The following is a 16,694-nucleotide window of genomic DNA, read 5'->3' as shown; positions in this document are numbered from 1 at the left end:
TTTCATGCTGAAACCGCTCCTTGCCGCCTGCGCCCTTGCCCTCATGTCTCCCGCCGCCATGGCCGCCTGCGCCACGGACGCTGAAATTGCTGCCTTTGTCGAAAGCTACCTCGCCAAAACCCCGGCCCAAGCACTCTCCCCCGGCGGCAGCATGCATGACGCGCTCTGCTCCCAGGCCAAACTCGCCGCCGCGCTGGAGCCGCATTCGGGTCCGGTGATCGGCTACAAGGCCGGCCTCACCAGCAAACCCGCGCAGGAGCGCTTCGGCGCCTCCGAGCCGGTGCAGGGTGTGCTCTATGAACGCATGATGCTCGAGAACGGTGCCACGCTGGACGCCCCTTGGGGCGCCATCCCGATGGTAGAGGCAGACCTGGTGCTGGTGGTTGCGGATACGGGCATCAACAGCGCAACTACGCCTGCGGAGGCACTGGCCCATATCTCTGCCATCCGTCCCTTCATCGAACTGCCCGACCTGACGCTTGCCAAGGGCCAGCTCTTTACCCCGGAAACCATCACCGCGATGGGCGTCGGCACTCGGCTCGGCGTCCTCGGCGCGCCAGTGAGGGTAGAGGAGCCGGCAGAGATGGCCCGGATGCTGGAGGAGATGTCCGTCACGATGCGCGATGCGGCCGGCGGGGTGCTGGTGCAGGCGCCCGGCCGGGCGGTGCTGGGTAACCCGGTCAACGCCGCGCTGTGGCTGCGCTCCAAGGGCGTGGAGTTCAAAGCGGGCGACCTGATTTCCGTCGGCTCCTTCGGCCCGCTGTTCCCGCCGCGCGCGGGCAAGGGCGGGGTCAGCGTCACCTATCAGGGGCTGCCGGGCGATCCGGTGGTGCAGGTGCAGTTCAAAGAATAATCCGCCACCGCCTTTAAGAGGCATTTCGCTTCGGGCAAAGCCCGAAGCGACCCGCGCCGCGCCTTCGGCGCGGCGCCTAGCCCAACCAGAATGGTTTCCGCAAGGAAGCCAGGAATGGGCGGGAGCGCCCCGGTTTTTTTGCTGAACTGCCTACCGCCGCCCTTCGCGCAGCCAGCCTGCAACGATGAAGAAGGACGCCAGCAGCAGCGCCAGCCAGCCGGGCAGCAGCGGGCCCTGGCTGACCGACAGCGTCTCATAAGCCTCCCGCGGGGTCAGGCCGATCCAGCCGCGCCCCGCCGCCGGCCGCCCGGCCCGCACGCTGCGCAAGGCAGGCATCCCGTCCTCCAGCCGCAAGACGCCGCCGCGCAGGGGCTCCAGCACCGGCGCCAGCACTGATCCGGTGGCGATGGTCTCCTCGAACTCCTTCGGCGCGGCAGGGCCAAGCCCCACCACTGTGGTCTCGCCGCCTTCTTCCAGCCGGTACAATCCCGGCTCCGGCCCCTCAAAGCGGGTTTCCCACTGGCCCGGCGCGGTCCGGCGCAGCTCCAGCGCCACCGCCGAGCCATCCGGCGCGGTCACCGTCACCGGCCCCGCCTGACCCGCCAGCGTGCGGCGCAGGATGCGCATCCGCTGCCCCGTCACTTCGGCCCACAGCGCCTCCTCCTCCAGCTCCGGCTCCTTCATCATCCAATGGGCCAGGCGGCGCAGCAGCTCCAGCTGCGGGCCGCCGCCCTCGTATCCGCGGCTCCACAGCCAGGCGTGGTCCGAGGCCAGCAGGGCCACCCGGCCCTCGCCGACCCGGTTCAGCACCAGCAAAGGCCGCTCGCCCGCGCCGCTCATCAGCACATGGCCCTCCGGCGTGCGCAGCTCGATCTGGCGCAGCCAGCGGCCCCAGTCCGCAGCGCCCTCCAGGCCCGAGGTCACGGGATGCTGCTTGCCCAGATCGGTCACCTCGGGGCGGTAGGCCTCCTCCAGCACCCGCGCCGAGGGTTCCGCGGGCAGGATCAGCGACAGGGGCGAGCGGTAGATACTGTCGGCGCTGGCAAAATCGGGGCCGGCCGCCACCAGCACCGCGCCGCCGCCCATCGCGTAATTGGCGACATTGTCCAGATAGACCGCCGGCAGGATGCCGCGCCGCTTGTAGCGGTCAAAGATGATCAGGTCGAAATCCTCGATCTTCTCCAGGAACAGCTCGCGGGTCGGGAAGGCGATCAGCGACAGCTCCTCCACCGGCACCCCGTCCTGCTTCTCCGGCGGCCGCAGGATGGTGAAATGCACTAGGTCCACCGCGCTGTCGGATTTCAAAAGGTTGCGCCAGGTGCGCCCGCCCGCATGCGGCTCGCCCGAGACCAAGAGCACCCGCAGCCGGTCGCGCACCCCGTTGATCTGCACCAGCGCCTGGTTATTGCGCGCGGTCAGCTCGCCCGGCTCTTCCGGCACGCTGAACTGGATCACGTTGCGGCCGCCGTGCTGCAGCACGATCGGCAGTTCGAAATCGACGCCCACTGGCAGGGCAAAGCGCTGCGGCGCCTCGCCCCCCACGGAGATATCCAGATCGGCAAAACCGCCCTGAACCGGCACCGCGCCCTGATCCTCGATCCTCAGCGTCAGCTTCACCGGTTCGCCGATGATGGCAAAGCCGGGCGCGTTCTTGACAATCAGGCGCCGGTCCCAGTCGTCCTCGCGGCCGGTCAGCAGCAGATGCATCGGCGCGGGCAGGTTCACGGGCTGCCCGGCGTCATGCACCTGGCCGTCGCTCAGGGCAATGATCCCCGCCACCCGCGCCCGCGGCTCATCCGCCAGCGCCTGGGCCACCGCCGCCATCAGCCTTGTGCCCTCGTCGCCCTCGCCATCCGGCACCGTGACCCAGCGCACATCGGTGCCGGGCCGGTCCGCCAGTGCCGCCTTCAGCTGGCTGCGGGCGCGCGCCAGCTGCTCGGGGCGGTCCCGTAGCTGCTGGCTGGCGGTCTGGTCCTCGGCCACGATCACGATGTCGCTGAGCGGCGCGCGGTCCTCGCTTTGATGCACCGGTCCGCTGAGAGCGGCCAGCAGCACCAGCGCCGCCAGCGCCCGCAAGGCCCAGCCCGACAGGCCCTTCCACAGCCCCAGCAGCAGCGCGGCCAGGGTCACCGCCCCCGCGGCCCAGATAACGGGCCAGGGCACCAGCGGGTCGAACAGGATCGTCTGTGTCATGAAACCACCCCTATTGCCCCAGCCGGTCCAAGAGGGCCGGCACATGCACCTGGTCGGATTTGTAATTGCCGGTCAGCACATGCATCACCAGGTTGACGCCGAACCGGAACGCCAGCTCCCGCTGCCGCTCGCCGGCATAGCCGCGCCCGACCGGCAGCAAGGGGCGGCCGTTGCCGTCCACCGCCCAGGCCGCGGCCCAGTCGTTGCCGCCGATCACCACCGGCGTCACCCCGTCGTTCAGATTGCGGAAGGGGATCCCTTCGGCCTGTTCCGCATCCGGCGGTGCCGCCTCGACCCAGACCGGGCCGCGGCTGTGGCGGCCGGGGAAATCCTGCAGCAGGTAGAACGCGCGGGTCAGCACATGGTCCTGCGGCACCACCTCCAGCGGCGGAATGTCCAGGGGCAGCGCAATCTGCTGCAGCCGCCGCGCCGCCGGGCTGGTGGCGCCGGAGGCCGTCAGATCCGCATCGCGGGTGTCAAACAGGATCATCCCGCCCGCCCGCAAATAGGTGTTGAGCTTGCCGTAAGCCTCCGACGAGGGCAGCGGCTGGTCGCGTGTGACGGGCCAGTAGAGCAGCGGATAGAATGCCAGCTCATCGCGCTCCAGATCGACACCGGCGGGCGCGGCAGGCTCGACCGAGGTGCGGAAAAACAGCGTGTCCGTCAGCCCGCGCAACCCCGCCGCGGCAACCCGGTCCACCTGAGGATCGCCGGTCAGAACATGCGCCAGCACCAGTTCAGAGGCCAGAGCCGCCGCACGCAGATCTGCCTGCGCCTGTTCCCGCGGAGTGGCCTCCTGCGCCCGCAGCTCCTGCGGCGCGGCCAGCGCCGCCAGCCCCAGCGCCGCCGCCAGCGCCGCGGTGCGGGCGGGACCCAGCAGGCCGGAGACCAGCAGCGTGCCCAGCACATCCAGCGCCAAGAGCCCCAGCGCCAGCGTCAGCAGCGCGCCGCCCAGCGGCAGCTCCTGCGGCGCGCCGTAACCACTCACCGCCACCGAGGCCGGCCAGCGCGCCGCCATCAATTCATCGCCCGGGCGCAGCACGTTGCGCGCCAGCATCCGGCGGCCGCCGTCATAGACCCCGGGCCGCAGCTCCGGCCCCGCGGGCGCCGCCACCAGATCCGGGCCTGCCACGCCGGGCAGCGTCTCCGCCGCCTCCAGCCGGCCAAAGCCGTCCAGCACCTCCACCGGTGTCCAGGTGGTGCCTTCCAGGTCGCCGGCCTTGGGCGCCGCGGCAGAGGACGACACCGCCAGCCGCTCCAGCATCGACACGAACAGGCCCGACAGCGGCAGGCTGCTCCACTCCGCATTGGCGGTCACGTGAAACAATACAACCTGGCCCTGGCCCAGCGTCTTGCGCGTCACCAGGGGCGTGCCGTCTGCCAGCTCGGCAATCACCCTCTGCGCCAGCTCCGGGTCGGGCTGCGCCACCACCTGCGAGCTGATCGAGACCTCATTAGGCACCGCCAGCCCGTAGAAGGGCGAGCTCTCGGCAAAGGGCGCCAGCGTCTTCGGCTCGCCCCAGCTCATGGCGCCGCCGATGCTGCGCCCGCCAATGCGCAGGCGCACCGGCATCAGCGGCTCCTCGCCCGCGCGGGCAGTATCGCTGGCCGCCAGCCGCGGCCCGGCAAAGCGCAAGAGCAGCCCGCCGTTTTCCACCCATTCGATCACCGCCTCTTCCTGCGCCGGCGCCAGTCGCGCCACGTCGGCCAGCACGATCACATCCGGGTTGGCAGGCAGCAGATCCCGCAGCGCCCCTTCCAGCAGCTCCGCCGAGGGCGCCAGCGCCTGGCGCAGGTAGTGCAGCGGCGACAGCAGCGCCAGACCTTCATCGGCGCTTTCAGAGGACACCAGCGCCACCTCGCGGCGGCGCAGGCTGTCATCGGTCAGCGCCACCGCGCCCGCAGACTTCACGCCGCGGATTTCGAACCGCGACAGCCGCGCCCGCAATTCGGCCGGCAGCGACAGTTCCGCCGAAGCCACCCGCGCCCCATCTGCAAACCGCACCGGCAGCGACGCCAGGCTGCGCTCGGTGCCGCCCGGATCCTTGCCCTGCGCCACCACCGAGACCTCCTGCGCCGGCCCCGCACGGCTGCGCTGCACCGTCAGTTCGATCGTCCCGCCGGTATAGCGCGCGGGCATCAGCCCCAGCACCGGCAGGGGCTGTTCAAAGACCTCGATGTCTCCGCGCTGCCCCAGCGCCTCGATCAGCCCCTCGCGGCCCGGATATTCCAGCCCGTCGCTGAACCACACGGTGTCAAATCCGCCCTCGGCGCCGCCAATCGCTGCCAAGGCCTGCTGCAATTGCTCCGGCCCCGGCTGCCAGGGCAGGGGCGCCAGCCCGGCCAATTGCCGCTGCCAGTCGCTGGCGGCGCGGAACTGCAAGGCCTCCGGGGCGCTCAGGCGCAGCACTGCCACCGGGCGCTCCGCCCGGCCGGCTTCCTCCAGCTGCACCGCGGCCTGGCCGCTGGTCTGTTTCCAGCCCTCGGCGCCGCCCCAGCTGGCGTCCATCACAATCAGCAGCGGCCCGCTGCCGCCGGTCTCCTCGGTGGAGGGATTCAGCACCGGCCCGGCCAACCCGACAATTGCCGCCGCGACCGCCAAAAGCCGCAGCAGCAAGAGCCACCAGGGCGTACGGTCCGACAGGCTCTCGTCATCCTTCAGGCCCAGCAGCAGCGTCACCGCCGGGAACGGCTGGCGCTTCGGCGCGGGCGGAATCGCCCGCAGCAGCAGCCACAGCACCGGCAACGCCAGCAGCCCCAGCAAAAGCCAGGGCGCGGTAAAGCCGATGCCTGCAATCATGGTCATGGCGCGGTCCGCTCCAGTGCGTGATAAAGCCACATCAGCGCGTTCTGCGCTGAGTCGCCAGTGTGATGCTGCCCGAACCGCCATCCCGCCTCGTGGCACAGCCGCTCCAGGGCCGCGCGCCGCTCCGCCAGCCGCTCCAGATAGCGCTCCTGCAGGGCAGAGGCCTTCAGTGTTTCATGTGTGACACCACCCGCAATGCTCTCGAACAAGGTGCGTCCCGAAAAGGGAAACGCCTCCTCCGCCGGGTCCAGCACCTGCAGCAGCACGCCCCGGACGCCGCGCGCGGCTGCCTTGGACAGCGCCTGCTCCACCGGCTCATAGGGGCCCAGGAAATCCGAGATGAACAGGGCGCGCGCGTGCGGGATCAGCGCGCGGCCATTGGGCGGAGCGTAATCTTCCTCTTCGTCGTCCGACAGCGCCTCGGCCAGCCGCAGGATCTGCACATTGCCGCGCCGGGGCGGCAGGCTGCCGCCAGTGAGGCCCACCCGCTCGCCGCCGTGCACCATCAGCACCGACGCGGCGAGGCCCAGGAGCCGGGCCTGATCAATCTTCTGGGGCAGCTTCGCAGAGGACGCAAACCGCATCGACGCACCGGTATCGACCCACAGATGCACCGTCTGCGAGATATGCCACTCCCGCTCGCGCACATACTGGATGTCGCCCATGGCAGACCGCCGGTGGTCGATCATCCGGCGGCTGTCGCCGGCCTGGGCCGGGCGGTACTGCCAGAAATCATCCCCCGTGCCGGCCCGGCGGCGGCCATGCTCGCCCATCAGCACCGACCCGGCCAGATGCCGCGCCTGCACCAGCAAGGGCGGCAGGGTGCTGGCCTCGGCCTCTGCCCGGTGCCGCAGTCCAACCGCAGCCTGAGAGGCGGCAGGCCTGGTCACGCGGCGGCCCCGGTCCGGGCCAGATCCGCTGCGGTTTCCTCGATCAGCGCCGCCAGGCTCTCACCGCGCGCCCGCGCGGCAAAGTTCAGCTGCATCCGGTGGCTGAGGACCGGCTTGGCCATGTCCAGAACGTCCTCTGCACTGGGCGCCAGCCGCCCCTCCAGCAACGCCCGCGCCCGCACCGCCAGCATCAGCGCCTGCGCCGCCCGCGGACCCGGCCCCCAGGCCACGGTCTGCGCCACGTGATCGGACACGCCCGGCTCCTCGGGGCGGAAGGCGCGCACCAGATCGAGGATCATCTCCACCACCGATTCGCCCACCGGCATCCGCCGCAGCAGGGTCTGCGCCGCGATCAGCTCAGCCGGGGCAAACACCTGATAGGCCTCGTCTTCCTCGGCGCCGGTGGTGGCCAGCAGGATGTCCCGCTCGGTCGCGCGGTCGGGGTAATTCACGTCGATCTGCAGCAGGAACCGGTCCAGCTGCGCTTCCGGCAGCGGATAGGTGCCCTCCTGCTCGATCGGGTTCTGGGTCGCCAGCACATGGAACGGCGCGCCAAGGGAGCGGTCCTCGCCCGCCACCGTCACCATCCGCTCCTGCATCGCCTGCAAGAGCGCCGACTGGGTCCTGGGGCTCGCGCGGTTGATCTCATCCGCCATCAACAGCTGGCAGAACACCGGCCCCGGCACAAACCGGAACGACCGGTGCCCGTCGGCGGCGGTGTCCAGCACCTCGGAGCCCAGGATATCGGCGGGCATCAGGTCCGGGGTGAACTGGATCCGGTTGCCGTCCAGCCCCATCACCGTGCTCAGGGTTTCCACCAGCCGCGTCTTGCCCAGCCCCGGCAAGCCGATCAGCAGCCCGTGACCGCCGCACAGCAGCACCGAGAGGGTGAGGTCCACCACCCGCTCCTGTCCGATAAAGCGCTTGGTGATCGACGCGCGCGCCTCTTGCAGCTTGGCTTCCAGCGCTTCGATACCGGCCAGCAGATCGTCCGTTTCAGGCATGACATTCCTCGTTTCCCGGATATATGCTGTTACTCTATCGTGCTGACAGGAAATGGCAAAAGCAATGAGCGGACAAAAACCTGTGACCCCCGACGCCGAAGGCATCGCCGCGGCGGCGAAAGCGGCCGGCAAGGGCAGGGGATTGCCGCCCGTCCACCTGTGGAATCCGCCGTTCTGCGGCGATCTGGACATCCGCATCGCCCGCGACGGCAGCTGGCACTACCTCGGCACGCCGTTCACCCGCTTCGAGCTGGTCAAGCTGTTTGCCTCGATCCTCAAGCTTGAGGACGGCAAATACTACCTGGTGACCCCGGTCGAAAAGGTCGGCATCACCGTCGAGGACGCGCCTTTTGTGGCGGTGGATTTCGAGGTGGCCGGGCAGGGGCGCGACCAGGTCATTACCTTCACCACCAGCATCGGCGACACCGCCGCAGCCGGGCCGGACCATATGATCCGGGCAGAGCGTGACCCCGAAACCGGCGAGCCGTCCCCCTATGTCATGATCCGCGCCGGGCTGGAGGCGCTGATCGACCGCAAGAGCTTCTACCGGCTGGCGGAACTGGGCGAACACTACGAAGATTGGTTCGGAGTCTGGTCCGGCGGCAAGTTCTTCCCGCTGATTCCGTCCGCTGAGCTGGACGAGACCTGAACTCCTAGCTGGCGGGAGCATCCTCCAGCAGCTCGGTTTCGACAAAGGCACATGCAAAATCGTTGCCGTTGATCACATCGTGTTCGACTCCGGCCTGGCGGAAGTAAGGCACTCCGTGCCGCATCACAGCTTCGGTTCGTGACCCGTCGGGATGTGCGATCTCCAGCACCCCGTCAAACAGAGGCACCACGACATAGTCGAATTCATGCCGGTGCCAGCCTGTGTTGTCGCCGCGTTTGGCAAAGCGCCATTCGGTTACGCGGACCCGGCTGTTATCTATTCTGATGCACGGTTTGGCAGATCCTTTTGCATCACACATGGCTTCCTCCTTTGATGGCGCCAGCCTAGGCCGGTACCGGGCACAGGCATTATCTCCACTTTCCTGCACCAATGCAGCCAGTTGCTTGCAGACGGCAAAAACCAGCCCGCCCGAGGTTAACGAAAGTTTAATAGGAAAATTCTGCACTTTTGACGCCTTGGCTGCCCCGCCGCGCGGCGCTAGACCATCAGTCAACAAGGAGACTCCTATGCCCCGCTTCGCGGCCAATATCTCGCTGCTGTTTGCCGAGCTGCCCTATCTCGACCGGTTCCAGGCCGCCGCCGCGGCGGGGTTCGACGCGGTGGAGATTCTCTATCCCTTCGAACTGGCGGCCAAGGAAACCCAGCGGGCTCTGCTGGCCAACGGGCTGCGGCTGCTGCTGATCAACGCGCCGCCGCCCAATTACACCGGCGGCATGCCAGGCTATGCGGCGGTGCCCGAAGGCGTTGACCGCTTCCAGCGCGACATCCGCCGGGTGCTGCGCTACGCCGAGGCGCTGAAGGCCGGCAAGGTCCACGTGATGGCTGGCTACGCCAAGGGCGAGGCGGCGCAAAAGACCTTTGTCGAAAACCTGCAATGGGCCGCCGACCGGGCGCCGGAGCAGCAGTTCACCATCGAACCGCTGAACAGCGGCGACCAGCCCGGCTATTTCCTCGACGACTACAATCTCGCGGTCGAGGTGCTGGATGCGGTGGACCGGCCCAATGTCGGCCTGCAGTATGACGCCTACCACGCGCAGATGATCCACGGTGACGCGCTCAAGGTGTGGGAGACCTTCGGCCCCCGCGCCGTGCATGTGCAGATCGGCGCCGCCCCTGGCCGCTGCGAGCCGGGCACCGGGCCGGTGGATTTCCAGGAGCTGTTCGCCGCCATCGACGCCAGCGGTTACGACGGCTGGGTCAGCGCCGAATACACCCCCTCGACCCGGCGCACCGAGGACAGCCTCGGCTGGATGGGCTGACCGCCAGGCCGCTCTGCGCAGAGACCTGTGCAGCGGCGCAGATTGTTCCGCATTCCAGGCACCGCATATCTCCTGCAGCCCCCGGCCACCGCCGACGCCAAGGAGACAGCCATGATCCCCGCCCGTTTCGCCCCGCTTCTGTCCGGTTTCCTGATGTCGCTGATGATGTCCTCGATCGTGTCGGGCATCTCCACCCTGCGGGTTAGCGGCACTGGGGAGGGCTTCGCCGCCGCCTGGCTGACCGCCTGGGCCTACAGCTGGCCGGTGGCCTTCCCGGTTGTGCTGCTGGTGGCGCCGCTGGTGCGCCGCATCGTGGCCGCCGCCATCCGCACACCGGATGCGGCATGATGCCCGCGGATGGCCGGTATACATATTCGTGAATTGAAATGTATCAGCCGGCGCGGCATAAGGTGCGGGACCAGTGAGAGGATGCCGCCGATGCTGCCCGCCCGTTTTGCCCCGGTTCTGTTCAGCCTGATCCTGTCGGGCCTGATGTCCTTCATCGTGACCGGCGTCGCAACCTGGAAGGCGCTTGATTTCGGCGCGGGTTTCGGCGGCGCCTGGATGCAGGCCTGGACGCTCAGCTGGCCGATCGCCTTTGCCGTTGCCTTCACCGCCGCGCCGCTGGTGCGCAGGCTGGTCGCGAAACTGGTCAAACAGCCGGCAGGCGGCTGAGGAGGGGGCAATTCAGGCAGGGGGGTGCTCCCGCCCGCTGCAAGCCGCATCAAAGATGCAGCAGCAGCCGTTGGGCGTGGCGCCGCTGGCGCGGCGCAAGGGTTTTGCTGAGAAGCCCCTAAGGGCAGGTCTGCCCTTGAGGGGCGTTGCCGATTGTTTTCAGGGCGGGCCGCGTCAAGGGCAAGCCGCGCTGGGCGCGCGGCGGCTGGCGCCTCCCTTGACCCGGTGAGGGGAGGGTGCGGCAAATCCGGCGCCGCGTCAGCGGCGCCATGCCCAACGGGATGAGATCATCAGATCGAAGCCGGGCGGGAGCGTCCCGCCGGCTTTGCGGGGCGGTTCTTAGTGCGCTTCGGCCCAATTGGAACCGCGGCCTGCGTCCACCACCAGTTTCACGTCCAGATGCACCGCCGGGTCGGCGGCGTTCTCCATCACCTGGCGGGCGGCGGCGATGGTTTCCTCCACCGCCGCTTCCGGCACTTCGAACAGCAGTTCGTCGTGCACCTGCAGCAGCATCCGCGCGGGCAGATGGGCAATCGCCTCCGGCATCCGGATCATCGCCCGGCGGATCACATCCGCCGCGGTGCCCTGGATCGGCGCGTTGATCGCTGCCCGCTTGGCAAAGCCCGCCTTCGGCCCCTTGGCGTTGATCTCCGCGGTGTGGATCTTGCGCCCGAACAAGGTTTGCACATAGCCGTGCTCCTTGGCGAACTCGACAGTCGAATCCATGTATTTGCGGATGCCCGGAAAACGCTCGAAATAGCGGTCGATGAAGCCCTGCGCGTCCTTGCGCGGAATGCGCAGGTTGCGTGCCAGGCCAAAGCCGGAAATGCCGTAGATCACACCAAAGTTGATCGCCTTGGCCTGGCGGCGGATCTCCGGCGTCATCTGCTCCAGCGGCACCTCGAACATCTCCGAGGCGGTCATCGCGTGGATGTCCTGACCTTCGGCAAAGGCCTGTTTCAGCGTGTCGATCCCGGCCATGTGGGCCAGAATGCGCAGCTCGATCTGGCTGTAGTCGAGCGACAGCAAGACATTGCCCTCTTCCGCCACAAACGCCTCGCGGATGCGGCGGCCTTCCTCGGTGCGCACGGGAATGTTCTGCAGGTTCGGGTCGGTCGAGGCCATGCGGCCGGTGCTGGCGCCTGTCTGGGCGTAGGAGGTATGCACCCGGCCGGTCTCTGCGTTGATGTGATCCTGCAGCGCATCGGTGTAGGTCGATTTCAGTTTTGACAGCTGCCGCCAGTCCAGCACGCGGGCCGGCAGGTCGTGCTCGGTGGCAAGGTCTTCAAGAATGTCGGCACCGGTGGCATAGGCGCCGGTCTTGCCCTTCTTGCCGCCCGGCAGCGCCATCTTGTCGAACAGGATCTCGCCCAGCTGCTTGGGCGAGCCGACATTGAACGTCTCGCCTGCCAGTTCGTGGATCTCAGCCTCCAGCGCCGCCATCTTCTGGGCAAAGGCATTGGACATGCGGCTGAGCGTATCGCGGTCCACCTTGATGCCGTTGCGCTCCATATCCGCCAGCACCGGCACCAGCGGCCGCTCCAGCGTTTCATAGACCGTGGTGACCCGCTCCTGATGCAGCTGCGGCTTGAACAGCTGCCATAGGCGCAGGGTGATGTCGGCGTCCTCTGCGGCATAAGGCACCGCATCGTCAATCGGCACCCGGTCAAAGGTGATTGCCGATTTGCCGCTGCCCAGCAGCGGCTTGATCGGGATCGGCGTGTGGTCCAGGTAGCGTTCCGACAGCGTGTCCATGCCATGCCCGTGCATGCCTGCGTGCAGCGCATAGGACATCAGCATGGTGTCGTCGATCGGCGCCACGTCCACCCCGTAGCGGTGCAGGATCTTGGCGTCGTATTTCATGTTCTGGCCGATTTTCATGATCGCCGGATCTTCCAGCACCGGCTTCAGCAGCGCCACCGCTTCCTCCAGCGGCATCTGCCCCTCCGACAGTCCTTCGCCGCCGAACAGGTCATCGCCCCCGGCCTTGTGCGCCAGCGGGATATAGCAGGCCTCGCCCGCCTCGACGCACAGCGAGATGCCGACCAGGTCGACGACCATTTCATCGAGGCCCGTGGTTTCGGTATCCACCGCCACCCAGCCGCGGTTCCGGATGCGGTCGATCCAGGCCAGCAGCGCCGCGGCATCGCGGACGCATTCGTATTTCTCCTTGTCGAACGGCACCGCTTCCGGCGCCTCCGCCGCCGCGGACACCGCTGCCGCTGCCGGCGCTTCCGGGATTGCAGGCGCCTCCATGCCCAGCCGGTCGGCCATGCGCTTGGACAGGGTGCGGAATTCCATTTCGCTCAGGAACGTCAGCAGGGTTTCCGCATCCGGCTCCATCACCTCCAGATCGTCCAGGGTGAAGTCCAGCTCCATGTTGCAGTCCAGCTGCACCAGCTTCTTGCTGAGTTCGATCTGGTCCCGCTTCTCGATCAGGGTCTGGCGGCGCTTCGGCTGCTTGATCTCTTCCGCCCGGTCCAGCAGCTCCTCCAGCGAGCCATATTCGTTGATCAGCAGGGCGGCGGTCTTGATCCCGATCCCCGGCGCCCCCGGCACGTTGTCGACGCTGTCGCCCGCCAGCGCCTGCACATCCACCACCCGGTCGGGGCCGACGCCGAATTTCTCCACCACGCCGTCGCTGTCGATGCGCTTGTTCTTCATCGCGTCCAGCATCTCGACCCCGCCGCCGACCAGCTGCATCAGGTCCTTGTCGGAGGAGATGATGGTCACCCGGCCGCCCGCATCGCGCGCCTGATGCGCCAGCGTTGCGATGATGTCGTCGGCCTCGAAGCCCTCGATCTCCTTGCAGGCGATGTTGAAGGCGCGGGTCGCCTCGCGGGTCAGCGGGAACTGCGGCACCAGATCTTCCGGCGCCGGCGGGCGGTTGGCCTTGTAGAGATCATACATCTCGTTGCGGAACGACTTGCCGGAATAGTCGAAAATCACCGCCACATGGGTCGGCGCATCCGGGCCCTTGTTGTCCTCCACCTGCTTGAACAGCATGTTGCAGAACCCCGCCACCGCACCGATCGGCAGCCCGTCGGATTTGCGGGTCAGCGGCGGCAGCGCGTGATAGGCGCGGAAGATGAAGGCCGAGCCGTCGATCAGATGCAGATGGCAGCCCTTGCCGAATTGTGTCCCGCTCATTGTGCGCCGCGCTCCCCTGGAAAATCCGTTCGTGTTCTGTTTCCCGGTTATCGGTGATCCGGCAGGGAAGGGCAATTGGAGTTTGGGGCGGGAAGCGCCGACATCGCGGCCGCAAAGCTGGCGGAAACGCGCCAAGGCAGCCGGAAGTTTACGGCTGCTTTTCTGGTGCCGTGAACTCAGCCCTCAGACATGCTGCCTGATCTGATCGAGCAGCGGTCTCAGAAAACTTCGGTCATCCCAGTAATTCGAATGGCTGAGCGGGTTGAAGCTGGTCAGCAGTCCGCCGGAATTTATCCGGTGGTCCGCTTCGACCAGTGCGGCGTAGCTATCGCTCAGGTCGCGCAGCGGCCAGCCCAGCACGTCATCCTCATCATAGAAGTTATGCCATTCGAAATAGCTGTTCGGCCTTGGGATCGGCTTGATGTCTTCGCGGTCACGGCCAGCCACGAATACCGGAATATTGCACCCGGTTGTGTTCAGCCGCGCGATGAAATTCCCGCGGCAAAATTCCTCCTCTTCCGGGGAGGCGAAACCGGGTGTGCCCGACCAGACACCATGCGCTGGTTTCGAGGCCCGGGAGGCATCCCAAAGATAATTCGACAATACCTGCCCGCCCAGCGACTGCGCCACAACGATCACTCTCCGGTTGCTTCCCTCCAGCGCGCGGTAGACGCGGCGGAAAGCCTCTAGAATGCGTGTCTGGGCAATGAAATAAGGGCTGTCCGGCCCGTCTTTCCGCGACTCCAGGCTGGCGGCATCGCAAATGCCGTACAACATGAACTTGCGTAGCCTCATCCAATCGATGTGCTGCCGGACGCGGTTAAAGTACTTCTCCTGATTTTCCTGCAGAATGTTCTGGTAGTACACCGGCTCCGTTACAAGTTTTTCGGATTGCGCGGCGCCGAGCCTGCTCCGGATTTCCGCGAAAAATGCATCCGCAAAGTCTTCTTTAGTTTCGCCCATTCCATGAATGGCAATCAGGCCAAGCCGTTTCATAATTACCTCTTACGCTGTCAGGCACACAGTGATGAGGCAGTATGGAGCGAAGGCTTTCGGAATTGCAACCTTTGAGTGCATTTGCGGCGTGTAAATCAATCCCTGGCGGGCGCCTAGAACACCCCCATCGCCAGCCCCGCGCCCAAGGCTTGCCCCAGCTCGCGGCAAGCCTCCAGCTCCTCCTCCGGGATCACCTTCTCCGCCAGGATCGCCTCCGGCGTCTGCGCATGGGTGCAGAGGATCAGCGGCGGCTGCACCTCCTTCAGCCGCCAGCCGGTGGCAATCCGGGCGCACTGCCGCGCCGCGTTTTCGCCGTCCGACCCGGCGCAGACCATCTGCGCATAAGGCCGCCCGTTGAGGCGCCCCAGAACCGGGTAATAGCAGCGGTCGAAGAATTCCTTCATCTGGCCGGACAGCGCCGCCAGATTTTCCGGTGCGCAGAAGACATAGCCGTCCGCCGCCAGCAGATCCTCCGGCCCGGTATCCTCAGCACGTTTCAGAATGGTGTCCGTCTCAGCCCGCGCGGCGTCAAACGCGGCCTCCGCCATCCGGCGGCTGCCGCCGGTGCGCGAGTGATAGACGATCAGAAGCTGTGCCATCAGCCGCAGCCCATGCCGCCGGCACAGAGGCCAGAAGCCCGGATCACTCCGCCGCCTTGGCCGCGTCCTCGTAGATGAACTTGCAGTCGCAATAGGGGCATTCGACCCAATCCTGCCCTTCCGGGATCTGCAGATAGACCCGCGGATGCCCCAGCGCGCCCTCGCTGCCGTCGCAGGCCACCTTGCGGCTGTTCACGGTCCTGGTTTCCGGCGCTTCGATGGTCATGGCTGGCAGTCCTTTCACTTTTCGGCTAGGCGCTTTTATGAGCCAAGGAAAAACCGGGGGCAAGAGCGGCGATGACAGGCGATGCAATCCGTATCGAGGCTTTGCGGAAAATCTATGGCGGCCACAAGGGGCAGCCGGAGAAACACGCGCTGAAGGGCGTCGACCTGACGGTGCCGCGCGGCTCCGTCTTCGGCCTCTTGGGGCCGAACGGCGCGGGCAAGTCGACGATGATCAACATCCTGGCAGGGCTGGTGCGCAAGACCTCCGGCAAGGTGTCGATCTGGGGCTTCGACCAGGACGAAAACCCGCGCCAGAGCCGCGCCGCCATCGGGGTGATGCCGCAGGAGCTGAACCTGGATCCCTTCTTCACCCCGCGCGGCGCGCTGGAGGTGCAGGCGGGCCTCTACGGCGTGCCCAAGCACGAGCGCCACAGCGACGAGATCCTGCGGATGATCGGGCTCACGGACAAGGCGGAGGCCTATGCGCGGACGCTGAGCGGCGGCATGCGCCGGCGGCTCCTGCTGGGCAAGGCGCTGGTCCACCGCCCGAGCGTCCTGGTGCTGGACGAACCCACCGCGGGCGTCGACATTGAGCTGCGCCAGATGCTGTGGGAGAACATCCGCAAGCTCAATGCCCAGGGCATGACCATCATCCTCACCACCCATTACCTGGAGGAGGCCGAGGAGATGTGCGACGAGATCGCCATCATCAACCAGGGCGAGGTGGTGGCGCGGGACAGCAAGGCCAGCCTCTTGGGCCGGCTCGATGCCAAGACCATGGTGGTGCATCCCGCGGTGCCGGTGACGGCGCTGCCGCAGGGCGCGGGCATCGAGGCCGACCTGCGCGAGGACGGCGCCGTCGCCCTGCGCTACCGCAGCCAGGCCACCAGCGCCGAGGAGGTGCTGGCCGCGGTGCATGCGGCGGGGATCTCGATCCGCGACGTGAAGACCGAAGAGGCGGATCTGGAGGATGTGTTCCTGTCGCTGACGAAGGCGGGGTGAGGGGGTGGCCTCAGCCTGGTGAACAAGTTGCGGACAAAGCTCCCTTTCGCCAGTCTGGGACCATTGACCACTGCCAGTCCATACCGGGCATTGATTGCTCGATTTGGAGTTCTCCAAGATGCGCAGTGAAGCTGCCATAAATGAAAAATCCAGTGTCGGGTTCGATGCCATTGCGACCTTTGAGGCAAGTGCAATACCGACGGGAACGCTTGACAGGCTGTCTCTTGGCGATGAGGCTTTGAACACTCCGCAGATCGATAGAATTGGCTGGTATGCAAAGACTCCGAAGCCTTCTTGTCGTGGGGCTACTGTTGCTGATATTCGGCGCTGTGAGTTTCTGCATTACAGTCGGGCTTTCCACCCCCGAACCTG

15 protein-coding genes are annotated in these 16,694 nt (G+C 66.9%); 6 read left to right on the top strand and 9 right to left on the bottom strand.

All coding sequences use genetic code 11. The annotated features are described in order from the left end of the window. The first annotated feature begins 4 nt into the window (after positions 1-4). Complete coding sequence (locus AB1A62_RS15370) at positions 5-853, top strand: hydratase (protein WP_366662332.1); 849 nt, start codon at positions 5-7, stop codon at positions 851-853. Between the two features lie 150 nt (positions 854-1,003). On the opposite strand, the gene AB1A62_RS15365 is transcribed toward AB1A62_RS15370, so the two are convergent. Genes AB1A62_RS15365 through AB1A62_RS15350 form a run of 4 tightly spaced genes read right to left on the bottom strand, consistent with a single transcriptional unit; the run spans position 1,004 to position 7,746 of the window. Then, a complete protein-coding gene (locus AB1A62_RS15365) occupies positions 1,004-3,046 on the bottom strand; it encodes a hypothetical protein (RefSeq protein ID WP_366662331.1) in 2,043 nt (680 codons plus the stop codon). A 10-nt stretch (positions 3,047-3,056) separates the two neighbouring features. Continuing rightward, positions 3,057-5,852, bottom strand: a complete 2,796-nt coding sequence (locus AB1A62_RS15360; RefSeq protein ID WP_366662330.1) for a DUF4159 domain-containing protein — start codon at positions 5,850-5,852, stop codon at positions 3,057-3,059. After that, entirely contained in the window at positions 5,849-6,742 is an 894-nt protein-coding gene (locus tag AB1A62_RS15355; RefSeq protein ID WP_366662329.1) for a DUF58 domain-containing protein, read from the bottom strand. Before AB1A62_RS15355 ends, AB1A62_RS15360 begins: the two co-directional genes overlap by 4 nt. Continuing rightward, positions 6,739-7,746 (bottom strand): MoxR family ATPase, encoded by a 1,008-nt coding sequence (locus tag AB1A62_RS15350; RefSeq protein ID WP_366662328.1) that lies wholly within the window; start codon positions 7,744-7,746, stop codon positions 6,739-6,741. The genes AB1A62_RS15355 and AB1A62_RS15350 overlap by 4 nt, the downstream gene beginning before the upstream one ends. A 64-nt stretch (positions 7,747-7,810) precedes the next feature. Between AB1A62_RS15350 and AB1A62_RS15345 the strand changes: the two genes are divergently transcribed. Next, positions 7,811-8,395: a DUF1285 domain-containing protein gene (locus AB1A62_RS15345; RefSeq protein ID WP_366662326.1), complete on the top strand. Its 585-nt coding sequence runs from the start codon at positions 7,811-7,813 to the stop codon at positions 8,393-8,395. Positions 8,396-8,399: 4 nt separating this feature from the next. Here the strand turns inward: AB1A62_RS15345 and AB1A62_RS15340 are convergent, their stop codons facing one another. Continuing rightward, positions 8,400-8,714 carry a cupin domain-containing protein gene (locus AB1A62_RS15340; RefSeq protein WP_366662325.1) on the bottom strand — a complete coding sequence of 105 codons (315 nt, stop codon included), beginning with the start codon at positions 8,712-8,714 and terminating at the stop codon, positions 8,400-8,402. Between the two features lie 208 nt (positions 8,715-8,922). Between AB1A62_RS15340 and AB1A62_RS15335 the strand changes: the two genes are divergently transcribed. The 3 genes from AB1A62_RS15335 to AB1A62_RS15325 all read left to right on the top strand — a co-directional run bounded on the left by AB1A62_RS15335 (position 8,923) and on the right by AB1A62_RS15325 (position 10,350). Further along, on the top strand, positions 8,923-9,675 hold the full coding sequence (locus tag AB1A62_RS15335) for a TIM barrel protein (RefSeq protein ID WP_366662324.1): 753 nt from the start codon (positions 8,923-8,925) through the stop codon (positions 9,673-9,675). A gap of 111 nt (positions 9,676-9,786) precedes the next feature. Further along, complete coding sequence (locus AB1A62_RS15330; protein WP_366662323.1) at positions 9,787-10,023, top strand: DUF2798 domain-containing protein; 237 nt, start codon at positions 9,787-9,789, stop codon at positions 10,021-10,023. A 90-nt stretch (positions 10,024-10,113) separates the two neighbouring features. Beyond that, complete coding sequence (locus AB1A62_RS15325) at positions 10,114-10,350, top strand: DUF2798 domain-containing protein (RefSeq protein ID WP_366662321.1); 237 nt, start codon at positions 10,114-10,116, stop codon at positions 10,348-10,350. A 339-nt stretch (positions 10,351-10,689) separates the two neighbouring features. On the opposite strand, the gene polA is transcribed toward AB1A62_RS15325, so the two are convergent. The 4 genes from polA to AB1A62_RS15305 all read right to left on the bottom strand — a co-directional run bounded on the left by polA (position 10,690) and on the right by AB1A62_RS15305 (position 15,321). Continuing rightward, entirely contained in the window at positions 10,690-13,500 is a 2,811-nt protein-coding gene (gene polA, locus AB1A62_RS15320; RefSeq protein ID WP_366662320.1) for a DNA polymerase I, read from the bottom strand. 183 nt (positions 13,501-13,683) lie between these two features. Next, on the bottom strand, positions 13,684-14,496 hold the full coding sequence (locus tag AB1A62_RS15315; protein ID WP_366662319.1) for a hypothetical protein: 813 nt from the start codon (positions 14,494-14,496) through the stop codon (positions 13,684-13,686). A 113-nt stretch (positions 14,497-14,609) separates the two neighbouring features. Then, positions 14,610-15,095 carry an NAD(P)H-dependent oxidoreductase gene (locus AB1A62_RS15310; RefSeq protein WP_366662318.1) on the bottom strand — a complete coding sequence of 162 codons (486 nt, stop codon included), beginning with the start codon at positions 15,093-15,095 and terminating at the stop codon, positions 14,610-14,612. A 43-nt stretch (positions 15,096-15,138) separates the two neighbouring features. Further along, positions 15,139-15,321, bottom strand: a complete 183-nt coding sequence (locus AB1A62_RS15305; RefSeq protein WP_174148337.1) for a zinc-finger domain-containing protein — start codon at positions 15,319-15,321, stop codon at positions 15,139-15,141. A gap of 71 nt (positions 15,322-15,392) precedes the next feature. Here AB1A62_RS15305 and AB1A62_RS15300 point away from each other — a divergent pair, with 71 nt between their 5' ends. Beyond that, positions 15,393-16,322: an ABC transporter ATP-binding protein gene (locus tag AB1A62_RS15300; RefSeq protein WP_366662317.1), complete on the top strand. Its 930-nt coding sequence runs from the start codon at positions 15,393-15,395 to the stop codon at positions 16,320-16,322. Positions 16,323-16,694: the final 372 nt, after the last annotated feature.

It is taken from the genome of Leisingera sp. JC11 (genome assembly GCF_040704725.1).
GTDB lineage: Bacteria > Pseudomonadota > Alphaproteobacteria > Rhodobacterales > Rhodobacteraceae > Leisingera.
The sequence above is the reverse complement of the archived record's forward strand: the minus strand, read 5'-3'. Positions and strand labels throughout refer to the sequence as shown.